The following is a 19,082-nucleotide window of genomic DNA, read 5'->3' as shown; positions in this document are numbered from 1 at the left end:
ATTAAACAACTCACAGCGGATGTACATATCATGGCTGATTATTAGGAGGGTAGGCAGGTATGAAGTATTCTGATGTAAAAGTAATCTATTTGCTCGAAAATCGTTTTGTGCCCGGGAAACCGGCAAGACCGGTCCTTTACTATCCAGGCGCACTGAAAGACGCAACACGCGGCGACGAACAACGGCTCATGGACAAATGGAGGAACGGCATCTCCGGATACTATCGCAACCACCGCTCCAGCCATGAAGTCCTCGGCGTTATCCAGGGAAGCGCAGCCCTCGAAATTGGCAGTGAGCGCAAAGTCCAGCTTGAAGTGAAACCCGGCGACTTAATCGTATTCCCGACAGGCACTGAAAAAAGGCCTGTGTCGGTAAGCCCCGACTTCAAAGCAACTGGTTTCAATTCGGACGAACACAGCGACGACGACGTCTTCTATTCCGAAATTCCGCTATACCACAACCAGGAAGCACACTATTACCAACTTTCCTTTAACTTTTAAAAATCCCTCTAAATAGCAAAAGCAGCCCGCCACACTGGCAGCTGCTTTTTTGGTTATTAATCCGAAAAATACTCCTCGAACTTTTCCTTATCCGTTAGCTTCTTGTTTTCATAGTATGGATTGTCCTCCGTCGGGCTGTCCGGGTCCAAATTCGTCTTAATGACTAGCATCGGTCCCTTCGCCCCTTTGGCGATCACCCTGTCATCGAGCTCCTTAAAATCCGGCATCCGCTCGCTCCCCGGCTTATGTGGTTCGGTCATCAGCGCACCTCCTTCTCCTATCTTTCCATGAAGCAGCGCGTTTATGTATTTAATTGTTAGTCTTTGACTATTTTGTGAAACAATGAGCATAAACAGGAAATTCTCTTCTGGCCAGTATACAATTAAAGAAAAAGGGACTGGAGCTGAGCCCGATGTCACTTTTAGCGAAATGGCTGGAAAGCCTCTCCGGAGTAATCGAACTAACGTCTTCATGCCTCCGCGCCGTAAGCCCAAAAAGCAGCTGCGCAAAATGCATATCAAGCTGTCCCGAACAAGCCATTTCCATTTCGGAAGCTGGCGCAGCCATCGATCCCGCTTTATGCACAACCTGCGGAGAGTGCATCCCGGCATGCCCTGTCCAGGCCATCCATGGCCGCTCCCCCGAACGCCACGTTATCGGTAATGTCCTAATGCTTGAAGAAGGCCCGCCCCCCATGGCCGAAGAGCTTCTGTATTTTTATAAAAAAGGGGCCAACACACTCTATTTCGGCACGGAAAATCCCGGTTACCCGGATGCACTGAAGATTGCGGACTCCCTGCTAGGAGGCATCGGCCTGCCTCCTTTCACCATCGTTCAGTCACAACCCGATATCGGGAGGGACGTTACGAGAGGGGCTGTTTCCGGAAGGGATGTTTCAAGGATGGAAGCTTCTAGGCACGATGTTACAGGACGAGGTGTTTCAAGGAGGCGATTTTTCCATCATGCATTACAGGAGAGCACGAAAGCCGCGGCAAAAACGCTCACTCCTGCCAAATGGCGCTTTAATCATTCCGATTTTCGAATGGTGGGGATGTTCCCGGGAATTTCTCTTTATGATGTTGAGTTGGATCAAAGCAGATGCACACTTTGCCAAGCCTGCTTCAAGCTATGCAAACAGCACGTTTTTACTATAAAAGATAATACTCTTGAAATTCACCACGGCTATTGCAACGGCTGCGGCCTGTGCACCGATGTATGCGGCTTTGGCGCGGTTAGTATCCGCCTGAAAGCACACCGGGCTTTACAGGAGGAACTCCCCCTCACCCAAGGAGTATGCGGCGAGTGTGGAACCGTCTATCAAAGCTGGACACACAATAATACGGTGGATTCAACCTGCATGGCCTGTGAAAACAGGAAAGCGCTCGGCTACCTGAACCCTTACTGCTAAAGTTAATGCTAAAGACCGATTCAACATGGTTTCGCCGTTGAATCGGTCTTTAATTACCTTGCAATACGGATGCGTCGGTTCCAGAAACCATACTAGGCGCAAAGAGCCGCAAAAAGAAGAAAACTAGGAAGAAACCCTCCTAGTTTACGATTATTCTTCCTCCGAGCCGACAAGGAAATCTGGATTGATTTCTTCAAACTCCCCGTCATCCAGGCCAAGATCCCATTCATCATCGCCGCCGCCGGAGCCATCTGGGTTGATTGCTACGCAGACTTTCGTTTCACCAATTACCTCGACAGTGAACTCCCTTTCCACGTGGACGATGATTTTGTTTCCGCTCGGCGAGATGACTGCTTCGCAGCAGTTTGGCTGCTGAAGGACTTTTGCAATGATGCCGTCGTCATCCTGGCAGTCTTTATCGCGGTATTTCAGCTTGATGACATCCGTATAGCGAACTCGTTCGGTGACAACCTCTGTCTTTGTATTGTCATTGAACGAGTGCCAAAGGTTGATGTCATAGGAGCCATGGATTTCAACCGTTTTGCCGACTTTTTTCGCTTCGTATTTATGGTTGATAATCCAGCAGCCAAGTATGCTGGATGGATTGTGGGCCGGACAGATCGTGTGCTGGGACTGCGTAAACTTGTGCCCCTTTGCGACGACTGCTTTTGTAATTATCTCTCTATAATCTCCCATTCGAGCAAACCCTCCTCATTCAGTATCACTTCATCCTATGCGTTCGTACAGACTTGGGTGCACTTAATTTACATTGCATCGGATAAATGTATAGGCATGCTTCATTATATGCGCCCTGATTTGATAAGTTCCTATCGAATGGGTTGCTGAGGGTTATTGGCGGAAAAATAACCTGGCTTTCATTAACATGGGGCTTTCTTGGAGTGAAAACACAAATGGTTTTGGCGCTTAGTTCTTTAAATGACAACGAATAGGGATTTTGGCTCCGGGTTGTCACGAATCAGGCTTAGCGTGACAACCAAACACGATTTTGGCGCCCGGTTGTCACGAATTAGACGTTTGCCTGACAACCAAACACGATTTTGGCTCCCGGTTGTCACGAATCAGAGGTTTGCCTGACAACCAAACACGATTTTGGCTCCCGGTTGTCACGATTCACAGGTTTGCCTGACAACCAAACCGGAGTTTGCCGCCCGGTTGTCACGAATCACAGGTTTGCCTGACAACCAAACACGATTTGGGCGCACGGTTGTCACGAATCAGAGGTTTGCCTGACAACCAAACAAGATTTCGACGCCTGGTTGTCACGAATTAGACGTTTGCCTGACAACCAAACACGATTTTGGCTCCCGGTTGTCACGAATCAGAGGTTTGCCTGACAACCAAACACGATTTTGGCTCCCGGTTGTCACGATTCACAGGTTTGCCTGACAACCAAACCGGAGTTTGCCGCCCGGTTGTCACGAATCACAGGTTTGCCTGACAACCAAACACGATTTGGGCGCACGGTTGTCACGAATCAGAGGTTTGCCTGACAACCAAACAAGATTTCGACGCCTGGTTGTCACGAATTAGACGTTTGCCTGACAACCAAACACGATTTTGGCTCCCGGTTGTCACGAATCAGGGGTTTGCCTGACAACCAAACACGATTTTGGCTCCCGGTTGTCACGATTCACAGGTTTGCCTGACAACCAAACCGGAGTTTAGCTCCCGGTTGTCACGAATCACGGCTTTGCGTGACAACCAAACCGGAGTTTGGCTCCCGGTTGTCACGAATCAGGGCTTTACCTGACAAGAAAACCGGATATTCGCTCGGGTGGAGCAGTAACAACCTAGGGTTTTGACCTTCTAATATCACGTTTCCTTAAACAAAAAGGCAGGCCCAAAAATTGAGCCTGCCTGTATGCATCAAACTATTAATGGTCGTGGTCGCAGCCAGCACCGCTATTAACAGCCGCGCCAGTTTCGCCGCGGAGAACATCCCCGCCTGTTGATTCGATTACAAGATCTGTTACCTTATTTGAAATTGTTGACGCAATCATTTGAAGAAGATCATTGACTTCAACTTGGGATTGCTTGAAATCCTGTACGACAGGAATCTCGTCCAATTCTTGTTCGATTGAAGCGATTTTCTCTTCTACTTTTTTAAGCGCTTCAGGCTTTCCGTAATGCTGGAGATTGACTGCCTGCTTTTGAAGTCCCTTAATGTCCGCGATTAGGGTGCGAACCTTAGGATTTGCATGGATTTGGGCCTCCGCTTTTTTAAAGAAATCCACTTCTTCCGTATCAGCAATCATGTTCGCAAGGTCTTTCGCGCGTGCAATGATATCCTCTTTAGAATACTTCGCCATTTAATTCACCTCTGCCAATGATACAGCCTCTTCAGCTGATTCTTCCACCATTTCGCCGTTCAATGACCATGTTTTTGTCTCGTTGATTTTCACCTTGACGATTTTACCAATTGCCGTTTTTGGCCCTTTGAAGTTTACGAGCTTGTTCTTGTCTGTGTAACCGGCGAGAATATCCGGATTGTTTTTGCTTTCCCCTTCAACAAGAACCTCGACAATTTGATTTTCGTACGTTTTCATTGCTTTGGCCGAAAGCTCATTTACAAGGTTGTTCAAACGCTGAAGCCGGGCTTTCTTTACATCCAACGGAACATTGTCCTGCATTTTTGCCGCAGGGGTTCCTTCACGAGGTGAGTAAATGAATGTGTATGCCAACTCATAGCCGACTTCCTCGTATAGAGTCATTGTCTCTTCGAATTGCTCATCCGTTTCATTTGGATAGCCGACGATGATGTCAGTTGTCAGGGCGACGTTCGGAATTGCAGCCTTGATTTTTCGAACAAGCTCAAGGTATTCTTCCCGTGTATATTTCCGGCCCATAATTTTCAGTACTTCCGTTGACCCTGACTGGACAGGAAGATGGATATGCGGCATCAGGTTCCCGCCCTTGGCAAGCACTTCAATGAGGCGGTCGTCAAAATCCCAAGGATGGCTCGTTGTAAAACGGACACGAGGGATGCCGATTTTACGGATATCATCCAAAAGGTCGCCAAGCCCATATTGTATATCTTCTATATCTTTTCCATAAGAGTTCACGTTCTGGCCGAGCAACGTAACTTCCTGGTAGCCTTCAGCAGCCAGTTGGCGGACTTCTTTAATTATATCTTCAGGCCTGCGGCTCCGTTCTTTTCCACGAGTGAATGGAACAATACAATACGTACAGAACTTATCACAGCCGTACATGATATTGACCCATGCCTTAATGTTTCCGCGGCGAACTTTAGGGAGGTTTTCGATAACGTCCCCTTCCTTGGACCATACTTCCACTACCATTTCCTTCGACATATACGCATCGTTCAGGATGTTTGGCAGCCTATGGATGTTATGGGTTCCGAAAATCATATCGACATGCTGGTAGGTCTTCAGAATTTTGTTGACGACGGATTCTTCCTGGGACATACAGCCGCAGACTCCAAGGAGCAAGTCAGGACGCTCCTTTTTCAGGCCCTTCAAGTGTCCGAGTTCACCGAAAACTTTGTTTTCCGCATTTTCACGGATGGCACAAGTGTTTAACAAGATGACATCTGCATCGTCGGTCTTATCGGTTGGTTCATAGCCAAGCGCCATGAAAATACCGGCCATTACCTCAGTATCATGCTCATTCATCTGGCAGCCGTAAGTACGGATATAAAACTTCCTGCCTTCGCCCATCCCCCGGAATTCCTCGGAAATGGAAAAATCATCATGGTACTTAACTTCTTCCTTGCCGCGCTTTCTCGCGTCCTTAAGGGAAGGCGGCACAAACACGGTTTCGAAATACTTGCTGTAATCCTTCGCGGATTTTTTGTCCGTTGAATTATCAGCTTTTGCCTGGCTGGATTCTAAACGCTGATTTTCGTTCATTGTCCTGCTCCTTTCCTGCTGGTTTTCTATTAGAAATATACACTTTTTATATAAATCTGCACATTACTATAGTATAAAGGGTTGGGAGAGCGAAAACAATAGAAACTTCCCCGACGGGCATTGTCGTTCTACCTTAACACGATAAACAAAACTGCCTATAAACAAGCTTCCCAGGTTACCATGATAAAACGCTGACACAGCCCCTCTTAATATGAAAATACCGCTCTATTCCCTCCCTGGCTTAACAATAGTACGGGGAATTGTCCCTACCTGGTAAAAAAGCCCGCTGCCCAGTCAAAAAGAAAACACCCCGGCAGAATAGGCGGGGTGTTCGAGAATTCCAAAGGTTGTATTACATGAACTCAGCGACAAGCTTGTCAAAATGAGCCTGATCAAGGTTCAGGTCGGCAGTAGCAAGCGGAGTTTCGGAATAGCCAGTAACCAACTCCTGATACGATTTACGCTCTGTGTTTTGGTAAATAAGGCCTGTTACCAACCCGTTATGCTTCATCAGTGTCTGCATCGCGGCCTCGCGGTTATGAGGGTCATAGCCTTCAATATCGCTTAGCTTCGTCAGGTTTTCCTTGAACCAGTCGTATGTGTTTACTTTGTTGTACGTAACACATGGGCTGAAAACGTTAATCAGGGAAAATCCTTTATGATTGATGCCTGCTTCGATCAATGCGGTAAGGTCTTTCAAGTCAGTTGAAAAGCTTTGGGCAACGAAGGTCGCACCAGCTGTCAAGGCCATTTCCATTGGTGAGATAGCCTGTTCGATCGAACCCATTGGAGTCGACTTTGTTTTGAAGCCAGCTGCGGACCTTGGGGAAGTTTGCCCCTTAGTCAATCCGTAAATCTGGTTGTCCATGACAATATAGGTAATGTCGATATTACGGCGAATCGCATGGATCGTGTGTCCCATCCCGATAGCGAAACCATCGCCGTCCCCGCCGGAAGCAAGGACTGTCAAATCACGGTTTGCCATTTTAACGCCCTGGGCGATTGGAAGCGAACGGCCATGGATACCATGGAAACCATAGGAATTTATATAACCGGAGATACGGCCGGAGCAGCCGATCCCTGAAATGACGGCAAGTTGTTCCGGCTCAAGGCCAACGTTTGCTGCTGCGCGCTGGATAGCAGCCTGCACGGAAAAGTCCCCGCATCCTGGGCACCAGTTCGGTTTTACATTGTTGCGGAATTCCTTAAATGTTGCCATTTAGAACAACTCCTTGCTTTTTGTGTAAATTTCATTAGGAAGGAATGGGTTGCCATCATATTTTAAGAGATTGTACATTTTTTCGGCATGGCCCACATTCATCTTCATAATATTAGCCAACTGTCCGGTTGCATTGTTTTCAACAACCATGACCCGTTTAGCAGAGCGCATAAGCGGCAGCATTTCATCAGTTGGGAATGGGTGGATCAGGCGGATATGCGCATGGTTCACTTTATGGCCATCCGCTTCGAGGCGTCCAATCGCCTCTTCAATCGCGCCTCTTGTCGAGTTGAAACCGACGATCAGCAAATCTGCTTCTTCATGCGGTGCATACGTATGAACAGGTGTGTTGACACGGATGTTCTTGATTTTTCTGAAGCGTTTGTCCATTTGCGCAATCCGATTCGCTGCAGATTCGGACGGTTTGCCTGTCTCATCGTGTTCAACGCCAGTCACGTGATGGATTCCGTTTTTCATTCCAGGAATAACCCTTGGAGATACGCCGTCTTCTGTAACTTCATAACGCTTGAAGTACCCTTTGTTATCGTTTTCAGGAATTTCACTGGTTACTAGCTTACCGCGGCGAATTTCCACTTTGCTGAAATCAAGCGGCTCCACTGTCTGCTTCCCTAGTGAAAGCTGAAGGTCAGAAAGGACGATGACCGGGCACTGGTATTCTTCCGCAAGGTTCAACGCCTCAGCGGTATCATAGAATGCTTCTTGTACTGTGCTTGGCGCAAGTACGATTTTTGGAATTTCTCCATGGGTTCCGTAAATCATTTGCATCAGGTCGGATTGCTCTTGCTTTGTCGGAAGGCCAGTTGACGGGCCCCCACGCTGTGTATCGACAATGACGATCGGCGTTTCGGTTATACCCGCAAGGCCGATTGCCTCCATTTTTAGCGAAAGCCCTGGTCCAGCGGATGCTGTAATCGCGCGGACTCCGGCATAGTTTGCACCGATTGCCATCGTAGCCGCGGCAATTTCATCTTCCGTCTGGATAACTGTTCCGCCTAGCGGAGGCAGTTTTTTGATCAAGTATTCCATGATTTCGGATGCTGGCGTAATTGGATATGCAGCCATAAAACGGCAACCGCCTGCAAGTGCGCCCAATGCAATCGCGTCGTTTCCAATCATGAACAGCCTCTTCTTTCCATCGGCTTTCCCAAGCTGCATCGTGCGGACGCCAGCAAGCTGTTCATTCGTGAAATCATATCCAGCTTTAATCGCTTCCATGTTCTTCGCGACAACCTGGTCACCCTTGCGGCCAAAGATTTCGCGAACAACCTCTTCAAATACTAAAATATCAAGATCCAAAACCGCTGTAGTAGCACCAATCGCCACCATGTTTTTCATTAGCGACGTGCCAAGTTCAGTAGCAATATCCGTGAATGGAACCGCATACATTGCAGCCTGAGTATCTTCAGGCTTTTTAGGGCTGAACTTCGCATCGGCAAGAATAACACCCTTGCCATGCAATTCCTTGTAGTTCAAGTCGATTGTTTCCTGGTCAAAAGCTACCAAAATATCAAGGTCATCTGAAATCGACCGGACTTGAGTTGTACTAACACGGATTTTGTTGTTTGTGTGACCACCCTTGATTCGTGAAGAAAAGTGGCGGTACCCGTACAAATAGTAACCAAGACGATTCAATGCGATAGAAAAAATTTCTCCCGTACTTTCAATACCTTCCCCTTGTTGCCCTCCAACTTTCCAAGAAAGTTGATTGATCATGCTTTACACCCCTTTGGATATGTAAAAAAATTATAGTAGTGACCTTCAACTAAAGTGTAGCACTTTTCCAAATAAACCACTATAAATACGCTTGAAACTTAAGGATAGCAAGTACTTTAGGAATCTATCTGGAGGGGTACTAAACGCTATCAATTCTAGACCTATGCTCAAAAAAAAGCAACCCTTTGTAAAGTTTTTCATGTCGAATATTTTTTTATATTTCAAAAGTTTGTCGAATTTAATTCAAGACACATCCAAGACAGAGGAATTTCGGATAATAGTTTAAAAAAAAGCTTTACTTCGGGAGCCGTTTCTCCATGTTTTTAAAAAGGAAGTTTTCAACCTGTCGTTCGGAATAATGTTTTTGTAGTTCATTTACTAGATTGGAATACTCATAAGCCGAAGAAAGCCGATCCACCGTTTTTTCAATGCCGTCGAAATCGGAACCAAAGCCTACATGGTCCTCGGCGCCAAGAGAACAAACATGATCGAGATGGCGTAGTATGTCGCCTATTCCTGCGTCCCCCGACTCATTCAGGAAATAGGGGACAAAGGTAAGCCCCATTACGCTGTCCCTGCGGATTAAGGCGCGGATTTGGTCATCCTTCAAATTCCTTGGGTGCCGGCAAAGCGTGTGGCTGTTTGAATGGGATGCCATTGGGTAATCGGCGAGCTCGATTACATCCCAAAATCCTCTTTCGGATAAATGCGATACATCGCACCACGTTTTCGTTTCATTCAGCAACTCGACAACTTCCTTCCCGAACGTTGTCAAACCCCTCCCCTGCGGCTCCTTTGCTCCGTCAGCGACCGCGTTCGCCCAGTTCCATGTAAGTCCGACCGACGATACTCCATAGCCGAGGAGCGTTTTCAGTTTTTCAATGTCACTCCCAATGCAGTCACAGCCCTCAAGGGTCAGCATCGCTCCCATTTCGTTTTCCTTTAATCGGGCAATGTCTTCCCGTGTCTTTACGTGGACAATTCCTTCGTTCTCTCCGACGATCTTTTGATGAAAAATGGTTGCCATCTCTTCCGCGGCATCGAACAATCGATTCTTCTCAAGCTCGGAAGGAACGTAAATCGCAAAGCATTGGAGCTTCACACCCGATTTCTGCATTCCATAAAAATTGGCCTGGAGGCTCGGTGAATCCTTAAAATTGATTGTTTTGTCCTCAAAAAGCTTTAACAGGACGTCGCAGTGCGCGTCAAAAATTTTCATGCTTGCCATCTCCTCGTTTCAGGTTCAATCCCACTTTCTATTATGGCATGAAAAAACCTGCCTGGTAAAACCAAACAGGTTTTTGCGGTAATTTTGTTTTTCCCCAATGAAGTGAATCGTCATCCGGCCCGGAAGGCCACCTTTTCTTTTTTGGCCTACCGTGGTTCCACAATCAATTTAATGGCTGTTCGTTCTTCCCCATCAATGAGGATATCCGTAAATGCAGGGATGCAAATCAAATCCACTCCGCTAGGTGCCACGAACCCTCTTGCAATCGCTACTGCTTTTACAGCCTGGTTCAATGCACCTGCACCAATCGCCTGGATTTCCGCTCCGCCTCTTTCTCGCAGGACCCCGGCAAGCGCACCAGCTACAGAATTAGGATTAGATTTTGCTGAAACTTTTAATATTTCCATTCCTAGCTCCTCCTCATATAATCCCGATCCCGCATGAGCAGCTCATGGACAAATCAGGTATATATCATTCCATTCATACTATATTCATAGCCAATGGGACATATTCCGTACTGGAGGATATTTCGCTCACCCTTCTTGTCCTTCGCCAATCCTGAAGCTAGTGGCCAATGGTGTTAAGAGTAAAAAGGATGGTCACTGTTGATAAGGACCCTCTCAATTTTCTTTGCCTTTCCTGTTTTCCGGTCGAGTTCGATGGAAACGGCGGATAATTGGAACCGCCCTTCTGTTGGCACCTCGAACCTGACAGGCATGGATGTTAGGAACCGCTTCAACACTGCATCCCTCTCAACGCCCAAAATACCGTCATACGGCCCAGTCATCCCCACATCCGTTATAAAACCCGTCCCTCCCGGCAAAATGCGGTTGTCGGCCGTTTGAACATGTGTATGCGTACCGACCACTGCCGATACACGTCCGTCAAGATACCAGCCCATCGCCTGTTTTTCGCTTGTTGCTTCGGCATGGAAATCAACGAATATGAACGGGGTCCTTTTCCCCGCTTCGGCCACCAGTTCGTCCGCTTTCCTGAAAGGGCAGTCGATTGCCGGCAAGAACGTTCGGCCCTGCAAATTAATGATAGCAACCTCCAGCTCATTAATTTTCACATAGGCTATTCCTTTTCCCGGAGTTCCTTCTGGAAAATTTGCGGGCCTGACCATATTTTTTGCCCGGTCAATAAATTCGAGGATTTCCCGGTTGTCCCACGCATGGTTCCCAAGTGTAACCGCCTGAGCGCCAGACTCAAGGAATCCTTTGTATATCTTTTCCGTAATCCCCTTGCCTCCCGCGGCGTTTTCCCCGTTTATTACCGTTAGATGAGGCCTGTATTTTTCTTTAAGCTTCGGCAGGTATTCCTTTACCATGTCCCGGCCCGGGGATCCTACCACATCACCAATAAATAATATATTCATGTTAATCTCCAATGCTAATTTTTGACTTTTTCCTCATTGTATCACATAACCGTACCTCTTATCCCACTCTTACGGGACTCATCTCGCTCCTAAAACCGACTCTTTGTCCCGATTTCCTGTTTGTCAGAAATCATGTCGCCGTTAAAAATGAAAGACAGCGGCATGACTGCCGCTGTCCATTTTTTACTTAGCATATTCCACTGCCCGGGTTTCACGGATGACCGTTACTTTAATATGTCCCGGATAATCAAGCTCTTCTTCGATCCGTTTGCGGATATCCCTTGCCAGCCTGTGGGCTGCCAAGTCATCGATCGCCTCTGGTTTAACCATGATTCTTACTTCACGCCCTGCCTGAATGGCGAATGATTTTTCGACCCCATCATAGGATTCGGAAATCTCCTCCAATTTTTCCAGGCGGCGGATGTAATTTTCAAGCGTTTCACTCCGTGCGCCAGGGCGTGCGGCTGACAATGCATCAGCTGCTGCTACCAGGACGGCGATAACGGAAGTAGGCTCCTTATCTCCATGGTGGGAAGCAATGCTATTGATGACAACCGGGTGTTCCTTGTACTTCGTAGCAAGTTCCACACCGATTTCAACATGGCTTCCTTCCACTTCATGGTCGATTGCCTTTCCGATATCATGCAACAGTCCCGCGCGGCGAGCCAATGTCTCGTCTTCCCCAAGTTCAGCGGCCAGCAGGCCAGAAAGGTGGGCCACTTCCATTGAGTGTTTGAGCACGTTCTGTCCGTAGCTCGTACGGAACTTCAGTCGTCCGAGAATCTTGATCAAGTCAGGATGCAATCCATGGACTCCGACCTCGAACGTCGTCTGCTCGCCGATTTCACGGATGTGCTCATCGACTTCACGGCGTGCCTTATCAACCATTTCTTCAATACGCGCCGGGTGAATCCGTCCATCCTGCACGAGCTTATCAAGCGCTAGGCGGGCAGTTTCGCGGCGGATTGGGTCAAACCCGGATAAGATAACCGCTTCTGGGGTATCATCGATAATTAAATCGATACCTGTCAATGTTTCAAGGGTGCGGATATTCCGTCCCTCACGGCCAATGATACGGCCTTTCATCTCATCATTCGGAAGGTTGACAACTGATACAGTGGTTTCTGCCACATGGTCGGCCGCGCAACGCTGGATTGCGAGGGAAAGGACTTCCTTTGCCCGCTTATCAGCTTCCTCTTTCGCGCGGTTCTCTGTTTCCTTGATCATCATGGCCATGTCATGGGCAAGTTCTTTCTCTGTCTGGTCCAGAATAATCGCTTTAGCTTCTTCCCTGGTCAAGCCTGAAATCCTCTCAAGCTCAACCTGTTGGGCCCGTACCATCTCGTCCACTTTGCTTTCCATCTGTTCAATATGCTGTTGTCTTTGGTTAAGAGAATCATCCTTCTTCTCTAAAAGAATTTCACGCTTGTTGAGCGTTTCATCCTTCCGGTCCAAATTTTCTTCTCTTTGCAGTAAACGGTTTTCTTGTTTTTGCAGTTCGTTTCTTCGTTCGCGAATCTCACGTTCAGCTTCTGTCCGAAGCTTGTGAATTTCATCCTTCGCTTCAAGCAATGCTTCCTTCTTGGAGGCTTCCGCATCACGCTTCGCATCTTCAAGAATCAGGGCTGCTTCGCTTTTTGCTCCAGCTACTTGTTTTTCCGCAAAGGATTTACGAATAAAATAGCCAACAACCGCACCGACGAATAGGCCAAGCAAAATGGAGATGATGATAGTAATTGGATCCATCGTTACACCTCCTCTTGCTATGAACTTTTGTTACATTTTCAAGTGTCGGCATGTACATTGTCAATCAACATACAGCAAGCACCAAGGCTTTTTAACATGTAAAATTACCAAAAATGTAAAATATACAATGTTAATTGTATAGCTGTCAATATTTATTGTCAAGGGTTTGTCCTTTCACCCATTTCAATAATCTGGAATATACAGGGCAAGGAACAAAATGCGCAGGCGCCTTGGTCAGCCCCGACCAGCATAAGACGGGGCCCGCAGGACACTGAATGGCATCCCTGAATTCGCCCACGCACGAAGGAAATGCGAGCATTTCCGAGGACGGGCCTGCCCTCCGGAGGGAACCGGCTTATGACCTCGAGGGGCTAGGCGCTCCTCGGAAAAGAAAAACACTTTTCCTTCGTGCGATGCTATGCTGCCATAGCTTTCCTTGTGGAGCTGGATTACGATAATTTATTTCGAGTTTTTCTCAATATTCAATTGTATAATCTACTAAGAAGACAAAAAAGCAAAGCCGCTATGGCTTTGCTTTTGAGCGTTAATCAATCAGTTCAAACTGTTCTGGATCGTCATCCTCTTCCGTGACGGTCTTTTCGCCGTCCAGGCCATAATGGTCGCGGATTTTCTGCTGAATCTCACGAAGGACAGAAGGGTTTTCCTTTAAGAAAATTTTCGCATTTTCCCGACCTTGTCCAACTCGCTCTTCATTATAGGAATACCAGGAGCCGCTCTTTTGGACAATGTCCAGTTCGGAGCCAATGTCAATGACCTCGCCTTCCTTGGAGATTCCTTCACCGTACATAATATCGACTTCCGCTGTCCTGAACGGAGGCGCGACTTTATTTTTGACAACCTTGATTTTTGTTTTGTTTCCAACCATATCAGTGCCCTGCTTCAATGTCTCGGCACGGCGTACCTCGAGGCGGATCGTAGAATAGAACTTCAGCGCGCGGCCGCCGGGAGTTGTTTCAGGGTTTCCGAACATGACGCCGACTTTTTCACGGATCTGGTTGATGAAAATGGCGATCGTCTTCGATTTATTGATTGCCCCGGATAGTTTGCGGAGTGCTTGGGACATAAGGCGGGCCTGCAAACCGACGTGTGAGTCTCCCATTTCCCCTTCAATCTCAGCTTTTGGAACCAATGCAGCAACGGAGTCGATGACAACGATGTCCACCGCGCCGCTTCGGACGAGGGCCTCAGCAATTTCAAGAGCCTGTTCTCCGGTATCCGGCTGGGAAAGAAGAAGCTCATCAATGTTGACTCCAAGCTTTTGCGCATATGCCGGATCAAGAGCATGCTCGGCATCGATGAAAGCAGCCTGGCCGCCAGCAGCCTGGACTTCAGCGATTGCATGAAGCGCCACTGTCGTTTTACCCGAGCTTTCCGGTCCATAAATTTCGATAATACGTCCCCTTGGATATCCTCCTACCCCAAGGGCTGCATCAAGTGCAAGCGAGCCGCTAGGGATTGTGGAAATCCTTGTCTCCGTCTTTTCACCGAGCTTCATAATTGAACCTTTGCCGAATTGTTTTTCTATTTGCTTTAGGGCCATTTCTAAGGCAGCCTGACGATCACTCACTGTGTTTCCTCCTTCAAAATCATATATATAAAAGCATAAGCGATTGACTCTAATCTAGCAAATTGCTTCTATAAATAATATACAATTTTCCATTGCGTTTGTCCAGTAAAAATACGAACATTTATTCGATTTTTTTCAGAAGGCAACTGGCTCCAAAATAACTGAATCTCCTAGGAAAACGAGGATTTTAACCGATATCGCCACCATTGTTCAGCTGTTTTACACCATTATCTGAAAATTCATCTTCCTATAGAAATGGAAAAAGAAGCCCCATTAGGCTTCTCACCCTTCGTTCAGATGCTTCAGCAAAAAATGGCAGCCGTACTTAACGGTCCGGATTCGGTTGGCTCGCCTTCCTCCACCTAGATTCAGCTTCTCCACATGGGCTGGCTTCCCGTTCATGCTGATGCCGATATAAACAGTTCCGACCGGCTTCCCTTCAAGTTCATCCGGTCCGGCGACACCGGTGAAACTGATCCCAATATCGGCATTCATCAGGCCGGCGACGTTTTCGGCAAGCTCCGCCGCGCATTTTGCGCTGACAACCCCTTCCTTTTCGATCGTTTCATTTTTGACATGAAGGATTCCTGCCTTCACTTCATTCGTGTAGCAAACGACGCCACCCTTAAGGCTTGAACCGGCACCGGGTATGCTTGTGAATTCCTCCTGGAACATCCCGCCGGTCAGGCTTTCGGCGCAGGAGATCGTCAGTCCTGTTTCCTTCAATTTTTTGGCCAGTTCATTCATCAGGGAAGTATCGTCATACCCATAAAAATAATCGCCAACCCTGTCCAGGATTTTCTTTTCCGTCTCATCAAGCAATTCAATGGCACTTCCCAAAATCGAATGCTTGGCGGTAAGGCGGAGAGTGACCTCCCCTTCCGAAGCGAGCGGGGCGATAGTGGGGTTTGATTGGCTGTCAATCAAATCTTCAATTTCATTCTCAAGCATCGCTTCCCCGATTCCGAAGAAACGGAGTACCCTGGAGACAATTTGCTCCTGGGAGGATTGCCTGCTGGTCAATGCCTTGATGCCGTACGTGAGGAACATCGGCTCCATTTCGCTCGGCGGCCCGGGAAGCAGCATATAAAGCTTTTCCCCTTTCTTAAGGACCATCCCCGGCGCCATCCCGTAATCATTCGGCAATACCTGGGAACCTTTTAAAACAAGCGCCTGTTTCCGGTTGTTCTCAGACATCACCCGGTTGGTCCGCTTGAAAAAAAGCTCGATCGATTCCATTGCCACCTCATCCATTTCAAGTCCTACTCCTAAATGGGAGGCAATCGTCTCTTTCGTCAAATCGTCTTTCGTTGGGCCAAGACCGCCAGTAATGATCACCAGGTCGGAGCGGCTTTCGGCGATTTCGAGCGCCTGTTTCAGACGGCCTGGATTATCCCCCACAACTGTATGGAAGTACACATTGATACCGATCAGCGCGAGCTGCCCGGAAAGGAAGCGAGCGTTTGTATTCGTAATTTGTCCGAGCAAAAGCTCGGAACCGACTGCAATAATTTCAGCATTCACCCATCGATCACACCTTCAACTATAAAAGCATTTATTTGGAGTTTTTAAAGACATGCATATTTTTCGCAAAATAATCCCACCCGGACCAAAGGGTGAAAAACAATGCTACCCAAAGGGCGATATCATCGAACGGGATGGATATCATTTCAAAAATAATGTTGTGGAGCAGCAAGGCCGAAATCGCCACAATCTGCGCCCATGTCTTAATTTTGCCAAGCATATTGGCCGCAACGACTTCCCCGCCCTCTACGAGGAGGAGACGCAATCCGGTTACGGCGAATTCCCTGCTGATAATCAGGATGACAATCCACGATGGCGCGAATTGCAGTTCAACAAGCACGATCAACGCCGCGGAAACAAGCAGCTTGTCGGCAAGCGGGTCAAGGAATTTCCCCATATTTGTGACAAGCTTGTATTTCCGGGCATAGAAGCCGTCAACCCAGTCCGTCGCTGCGGCAACGATGAACAGCAGCGCACCAACCAGGTGGGTGACGGGCATTGTCGCTCCGAGAAGGCTGACCGTTCCCCAATCAAACGGGGCGAGTACAATAATCATAAATAAAGGGATTAGGAAAATTCTCGAGATGGTTATCTTATTAGGTACATTCATTTGCTTTCCTCCAAGGTTATTGATTAAGGCGAGAAAAAATAGCCATCATACAGGATGACTATTCGCTCCCTTTGTTATAGCGGATCGTAATATCCTGCCGGACCCTATCTGTTGGCGGCACAGCATATTCCAGCTTCTGCCCATTCACAAAGATATCCGTATCAACAGTATTCCCGACGACTAATACCGCTTCCGCTTCATTGGAAAAATCAACTGTTTTTTCGCTTTCCGGTTTGCCAACAGCCAATATTCCCTGGAAGAAAGTCTTGCCACTGCCATTTTTTATACTTACCCAGGTTTCACCTTTGGAAACTACCTTCAGCTCAAATTTTTCCGCGTTATTCAAATCATAGGACGTATTACGCCCTTCGGTTTTCACCACTGCTATTTCCTGTGCAGGGGTCTCGGGCTCGTCGGGTTCTTCTTCTTGCTGGCTTTCTTCTTCGCCCTCATCTTTGCCTGCATCCGGCTGGTCGTCCTGTTCATCTTCTTTTTCATTTGTATCAGGCCCGACAATTGAGGCTGGGGCCTTGGTATCGCCATCGGCCGAGCTGGAATCATTCCCGGCGTTTTGTTGTTGGACGAAGTAATAAATCAGCGCGAACACTCCCAATACAACCACCCATACCAATATTTTCGGAAGGATCTCAAAAATTCTGGAACCGCCATCGGTTAGCCCTTTCCTTGATTTCACACGTGAAAGCTGCTCGGGGAGATCCTGTTGGTATGGGGAAGGGATGTCCCCCTTGTATGTATCGAAAATTTCGTCCGCATTCAGGCCGATTGCTTCACAGTATTGCTTGATAAATGCGCGGACGTAGAAGTCGCCGGGCATGCTGGAATAGTTCCCTTCCTCTATGCCGGCAAGATATCTTTTCTGTATCTTGGTTGCTGCCTGGAGGTCATCAAGGCTCAGGCCCTTCGCAAGCCGTTCCTCCTTCAATCGGTTTCCCAATTCAGTCAATTCAAACACCTTCCAACCTTATTAAAAATTGAATTCTCCAAAATCGGATGCAAACGGTTCGTTTTCCTTATCGACCACATCATAAGTAATTTCTTCGTCAGCATCATTACGGAGTTCAATGATATAGTCAAAATCCTCCATAGTATATTCCGAATTCCGAATAAAAATATCCGGATGCTCGATTACCTTGACAGCGGGCAGGCGCATGATTTCTCGGACAAGCTGCCAGTGTTTTTCGTTTGCCCTTTTGGCCGAAACAATCCCATCGATGATATAGATATTGTTTTCGCCGTATTCGTCTACAAGCAGCTGGCTCCTGATTGTTTGTTTTAAAAGGGTTGAAGATAAAAAGAGCCACCTTTTATTGGCGCAAACACTTGCAGCGACAATCGATTCCGTCTTTCCAACCCGGGGCATTCCCCTAATCCCTATTAATTTGTGGCCTTCCTGCTTGTATAATTCGGCCATGAAATCAACGAGGACACCAAGCTCATTCCTTATAAACCGGAACGTTTTTTTGTCATCGGCGTCGCGCTGGATGTAACGTCCATGCCTGACAGCAAGCCGGTCCCTTAGCTTCGGTTCACGGATTTTGATTACCTTTATTGTATCCATTGTGTGCAAAATCGACTCAAGGCGCTCAATCAAGTCATCGTTTTCGGCGCGGATAAGCAAGCCGCGCCTGCCCTGGTCGACTCCATTGATCGTTACAATATTGATGGAGAGCATGCCAAGAAGAGATGAGATATCGCCCAGCAAGCCAGGCCGGTTTTGTTTGATTTCGTATTCCACGTACCATTCTTTCATTGCCATAGTTACCTCCTGGCCGAGCTTCTGACAAATTTCATCATATTATCTAAACCTATATTATATGATTTTGTTAGAAGATGAAAGGAAAAACAATATGCAACGATGTTTCCACCATTCTTCCCGGAAAAAGCAAAAAAGAGAGGGTGTCCTCTCTTTTAGCGGGTACCGTTATTTTGGACAAGCTTGACCATCATGTTGGCAATGGCTTGCTGCTCATCCTTGTCAGCTACAGACCAAAGATCGGCAAGGATCCTTTCCTGCTCGTTTTTCGGTTCAACCTGATTTGCGAGATAATCGCCAATCTGATAGGCCAAATCCGAAACAACCTCTTTGCTGACACCCTCGTTCTGGGCTTGGTGAAGCCTGTCTGCGAGGAAGTCTTCCCACTGTTTCCAGTTATCAAGTACAGACATCATATTCCCTCCTGTTTTCATAATACAAGGTTAGTTTTCCGGAGGGAGGACGAAAATATACCTGAATTTT

At 47.4% G+C, this 19,082-nt stretch carries 18 protein-coding genes; 2 read left to right on the top strand and 16 right to left on the bottom strand.

Annotated elements, in window-relative coordinates; translation table 11 throughout:
- The first annotated feature begins 59 nt into the window (after positions 1–59).
- A complete protein-coding gene (locus RB160_RS02205) occupies positions 60–500 on the top strand; it encodes a hypothetical protein (RefSeq protein WP_316568565.1) in 441 nt (146 codons plus the stop codon).
- Positions 501–556: 56 nt separating this feature from the next.
- Here RB160_RS02205 and RB160_RS02200 read toward each other — a convergent pair whose 3' ends face one another.
- Positions 557–760: a hypothetical protein gene (locus RB160_RS02200; RefSeq protein ID WP_316568564.1), complete on the bottom strand. Its 204-nt coding sequence runs from the start codon at positions 758–760 to the stop codon at positions 557–559.
- Between the two features lie 152 nt (positions 761–912).
- Here RB160_RS02200 and RB160_RS02195 point away from each other — a divergent pair, with 152 nt between their 5' ends.
- Entirely contained in the window at positions 913–1,908 is a 996-nt protein-coding gene (locus tag RB160_RS02195; RefSeq protein ID WP_316568563.1) for a 4Fe-4S binding protein, read from the top strand.
- A gap of 150 nt (positions 1,909–2,058) precedes the next feature.
- On the opposite strand, the gene RB160_RS02190 is transcribed toward RB160_RS02195, so the two are convergent.
- From RB160_RS02190 to RB160_RS02120, 15 genes are all read right to left on the bottom strand, one after another.
- Positions 2,059–2,604 (bottom strand): outer spore coat protein CotE, encoded by a 546-nt coding sequence (locus RB160_RS02190; RefSeq protein WP_316568562.1) that lies wholly within the window; start codon positions 2,602–2,604, stop codon positions 2,059–2,061.
- A gap of 1,199 nt (positions 2,605–3,803) precedes the next feature.
- On the bottom strand, positions 3,804–4,238 hold the full coding sequence (locus RB160_RS02185) for a YlbF/YmcA family competence regulator (protein WP_316568561.1): 435 nt from the start codon (positions 4,236–4,238) through the stop codon (positions 3,804–3,806).
- Positions 4,239–5,798 (bottom strand): tRNA (N6-isopentenyl adenosine(37)-C2)-methylthiotransferase MiaB, encoded by a 1,560-nt coding sequence (gene miaB, locus RB160_RS02180; protein WP_316568560.1) that lies wholly within the window; start codon positions 5,796–5,798, stop codon positions 4,239–4,241.
- Positions 5,799–6,150: 352 nt separating this feature from the next.
- Positions 6,151–7,017 (bottom strand): 2-oxoacid:ferredoxin oxidoreductase subunit beta, encoded by an 867-nt coding sequence (locus RB160_RS02175; RefSeq protein WP_316568559.1) that lies wholly within the window; start codon positions 7,015–7,017, stop codon positions 6,151–6,153.
- Positions 7,018–8,751: a 2-oxoacid:acceptor oxidoreductase subunit alpha gene (locus RB160_RS02170; RefSeq protein WP_316568558.1), complete on the bottom strand. Its 1,734-nt coding sequence runs from the start codon at positions 8,749–8,751 to the stop codon at positions 7,018–7,020.
- A 295-nt stretch (positions 8,752–9,046) separates the two neighbouring features.
- Complete coding sequence (locus RB160_RS02165) at positions 9,047–9,970, bottom strand: dipeptidase (RefSeq protein WP_316568557.1); 924 nt, start codon at positions 9,968–9,970, stop codon at positions 9,047–9,049.
- Positions 9,971–10,125: 155 nt separating this feature from the next.
- Complete coding sequence (gene spoVS, locus RB160_RS02160; RefSeq protein ID WP_010193268.1) at positions 10,126–10,386, bottom strand: stage V sporulation protein SpoVS; 261 nt, start codon at positions 10,384–10,386, stop codon at positions 10,126–10,128.
- Between the two features lie 173 nt (positions 10,387–10,559).
- Entirely contained in the window at positions 10,560–11,357 is a 798-nt protein-coding gene (locus RB160_RS02155) for a TIGR00282 family metallophosphoesterase (RefSeq protein WP_316568556.1), read from the bottom strand.
- Between the two features lie 183 nt (positions 11,358–11,540).
- Complete coding sequence (gene rny / locus RB160_RS02150) at positions 11,541–13,103, bottom strand: ribonuclease Y (protein WP_316568555.1); 1,563 nt, start codon at positions 13,101–13,103, stop codon at positions 11,541–11,543.
- Between the two features lie 544 nt (positions 13,104–13,647).
- Positions 13,648–14,691 (bottom strand): recombinase RecA, encoded by a 1,044-nt coding sequence (gene recA, locus RB160_RS02145; RefSeq protein WP_316568554.1) that lies wholly within the window; start codon positions 14,689–14,691, stop codon positions 13,648–13,650.
- A 282-nt stretch (positions 14,692–14,973) separates the two neighbouring features.
- A complete protein-coding gene (locus RB160_RS02140; protein ID WP_316568553.1) occupies positions 14,974–16,215 on the bottom strand; it encodes a competence/damage-inducible protein A in 1,242 nt (413 codons plus the stop codon).
- A 31-nt stretch (positions 16,216–16,246) separates the two neighbouring features.
- Complete coding sequence (gene pgsA / locus RB160_RS02135) at positions 16,247–16,825, bottom strand: CDP-diacylglycerol--glycerol-3-phosphate 3-phosphatidyltransferase (RefSeq protein WP_316568552.1); 579 nt, start codon at positions 16,823–16,825, stop codon at positions 16,247–16,249.
- 58 nt (positions 16,826–16,883) lie between these two features.
- Entirely contained in the window at positions 16,884–17,798 is a 915-nt protein-coding gene (locus RB160_RS02130) for a helix-turn-helix domain-containing protein (RefSeq protein WP_316568551.1), read from the bottom strand.
- A 12-nt stretch (positions 17,799–17,810) separates the two neighbouring features.
- Positions 17,811–18,602 carry a DUF3388 domain-containing protein gene (locus RB160_RS02125; RefSeq protein ID WP_316568550.1) on the bottom strand — a complete coding sequence of 264 codons (792 nt, stop codon included), beginning with the start codon at positions 18,600–18,602 and terminating at the stop codon, positions 17,811–17,813.
- A 152-nt stretch (positions 18,603–18,754) separates the two neighbouring features.
- Positions 18,755–19,012, bottom strand: a complete 258-nt coding sequence (locus tag RB160_RS02120; protein WP_316568549.1) for a DUF3243 domain-containing protein — start codon at positions 19,010–19,012, stop codon at positions 18,755–18,757.
- Between the last annotated feature and the right edge of the window lie 70 nt (positions 19,013–19,082).

The organism is Neobacillus sp. YIM B06451, from assembly GCF_032667185.1.
In the GTDB taxonomy this organism is placed as follows: domain Bacteria; phylum Bacillota; class Bacilli; order Bacillales; family Cytobacillaceae; genus Bacillus_D.
This window is presented reverse-complemented; position numbering and strand designations above follow the sequence as displayed.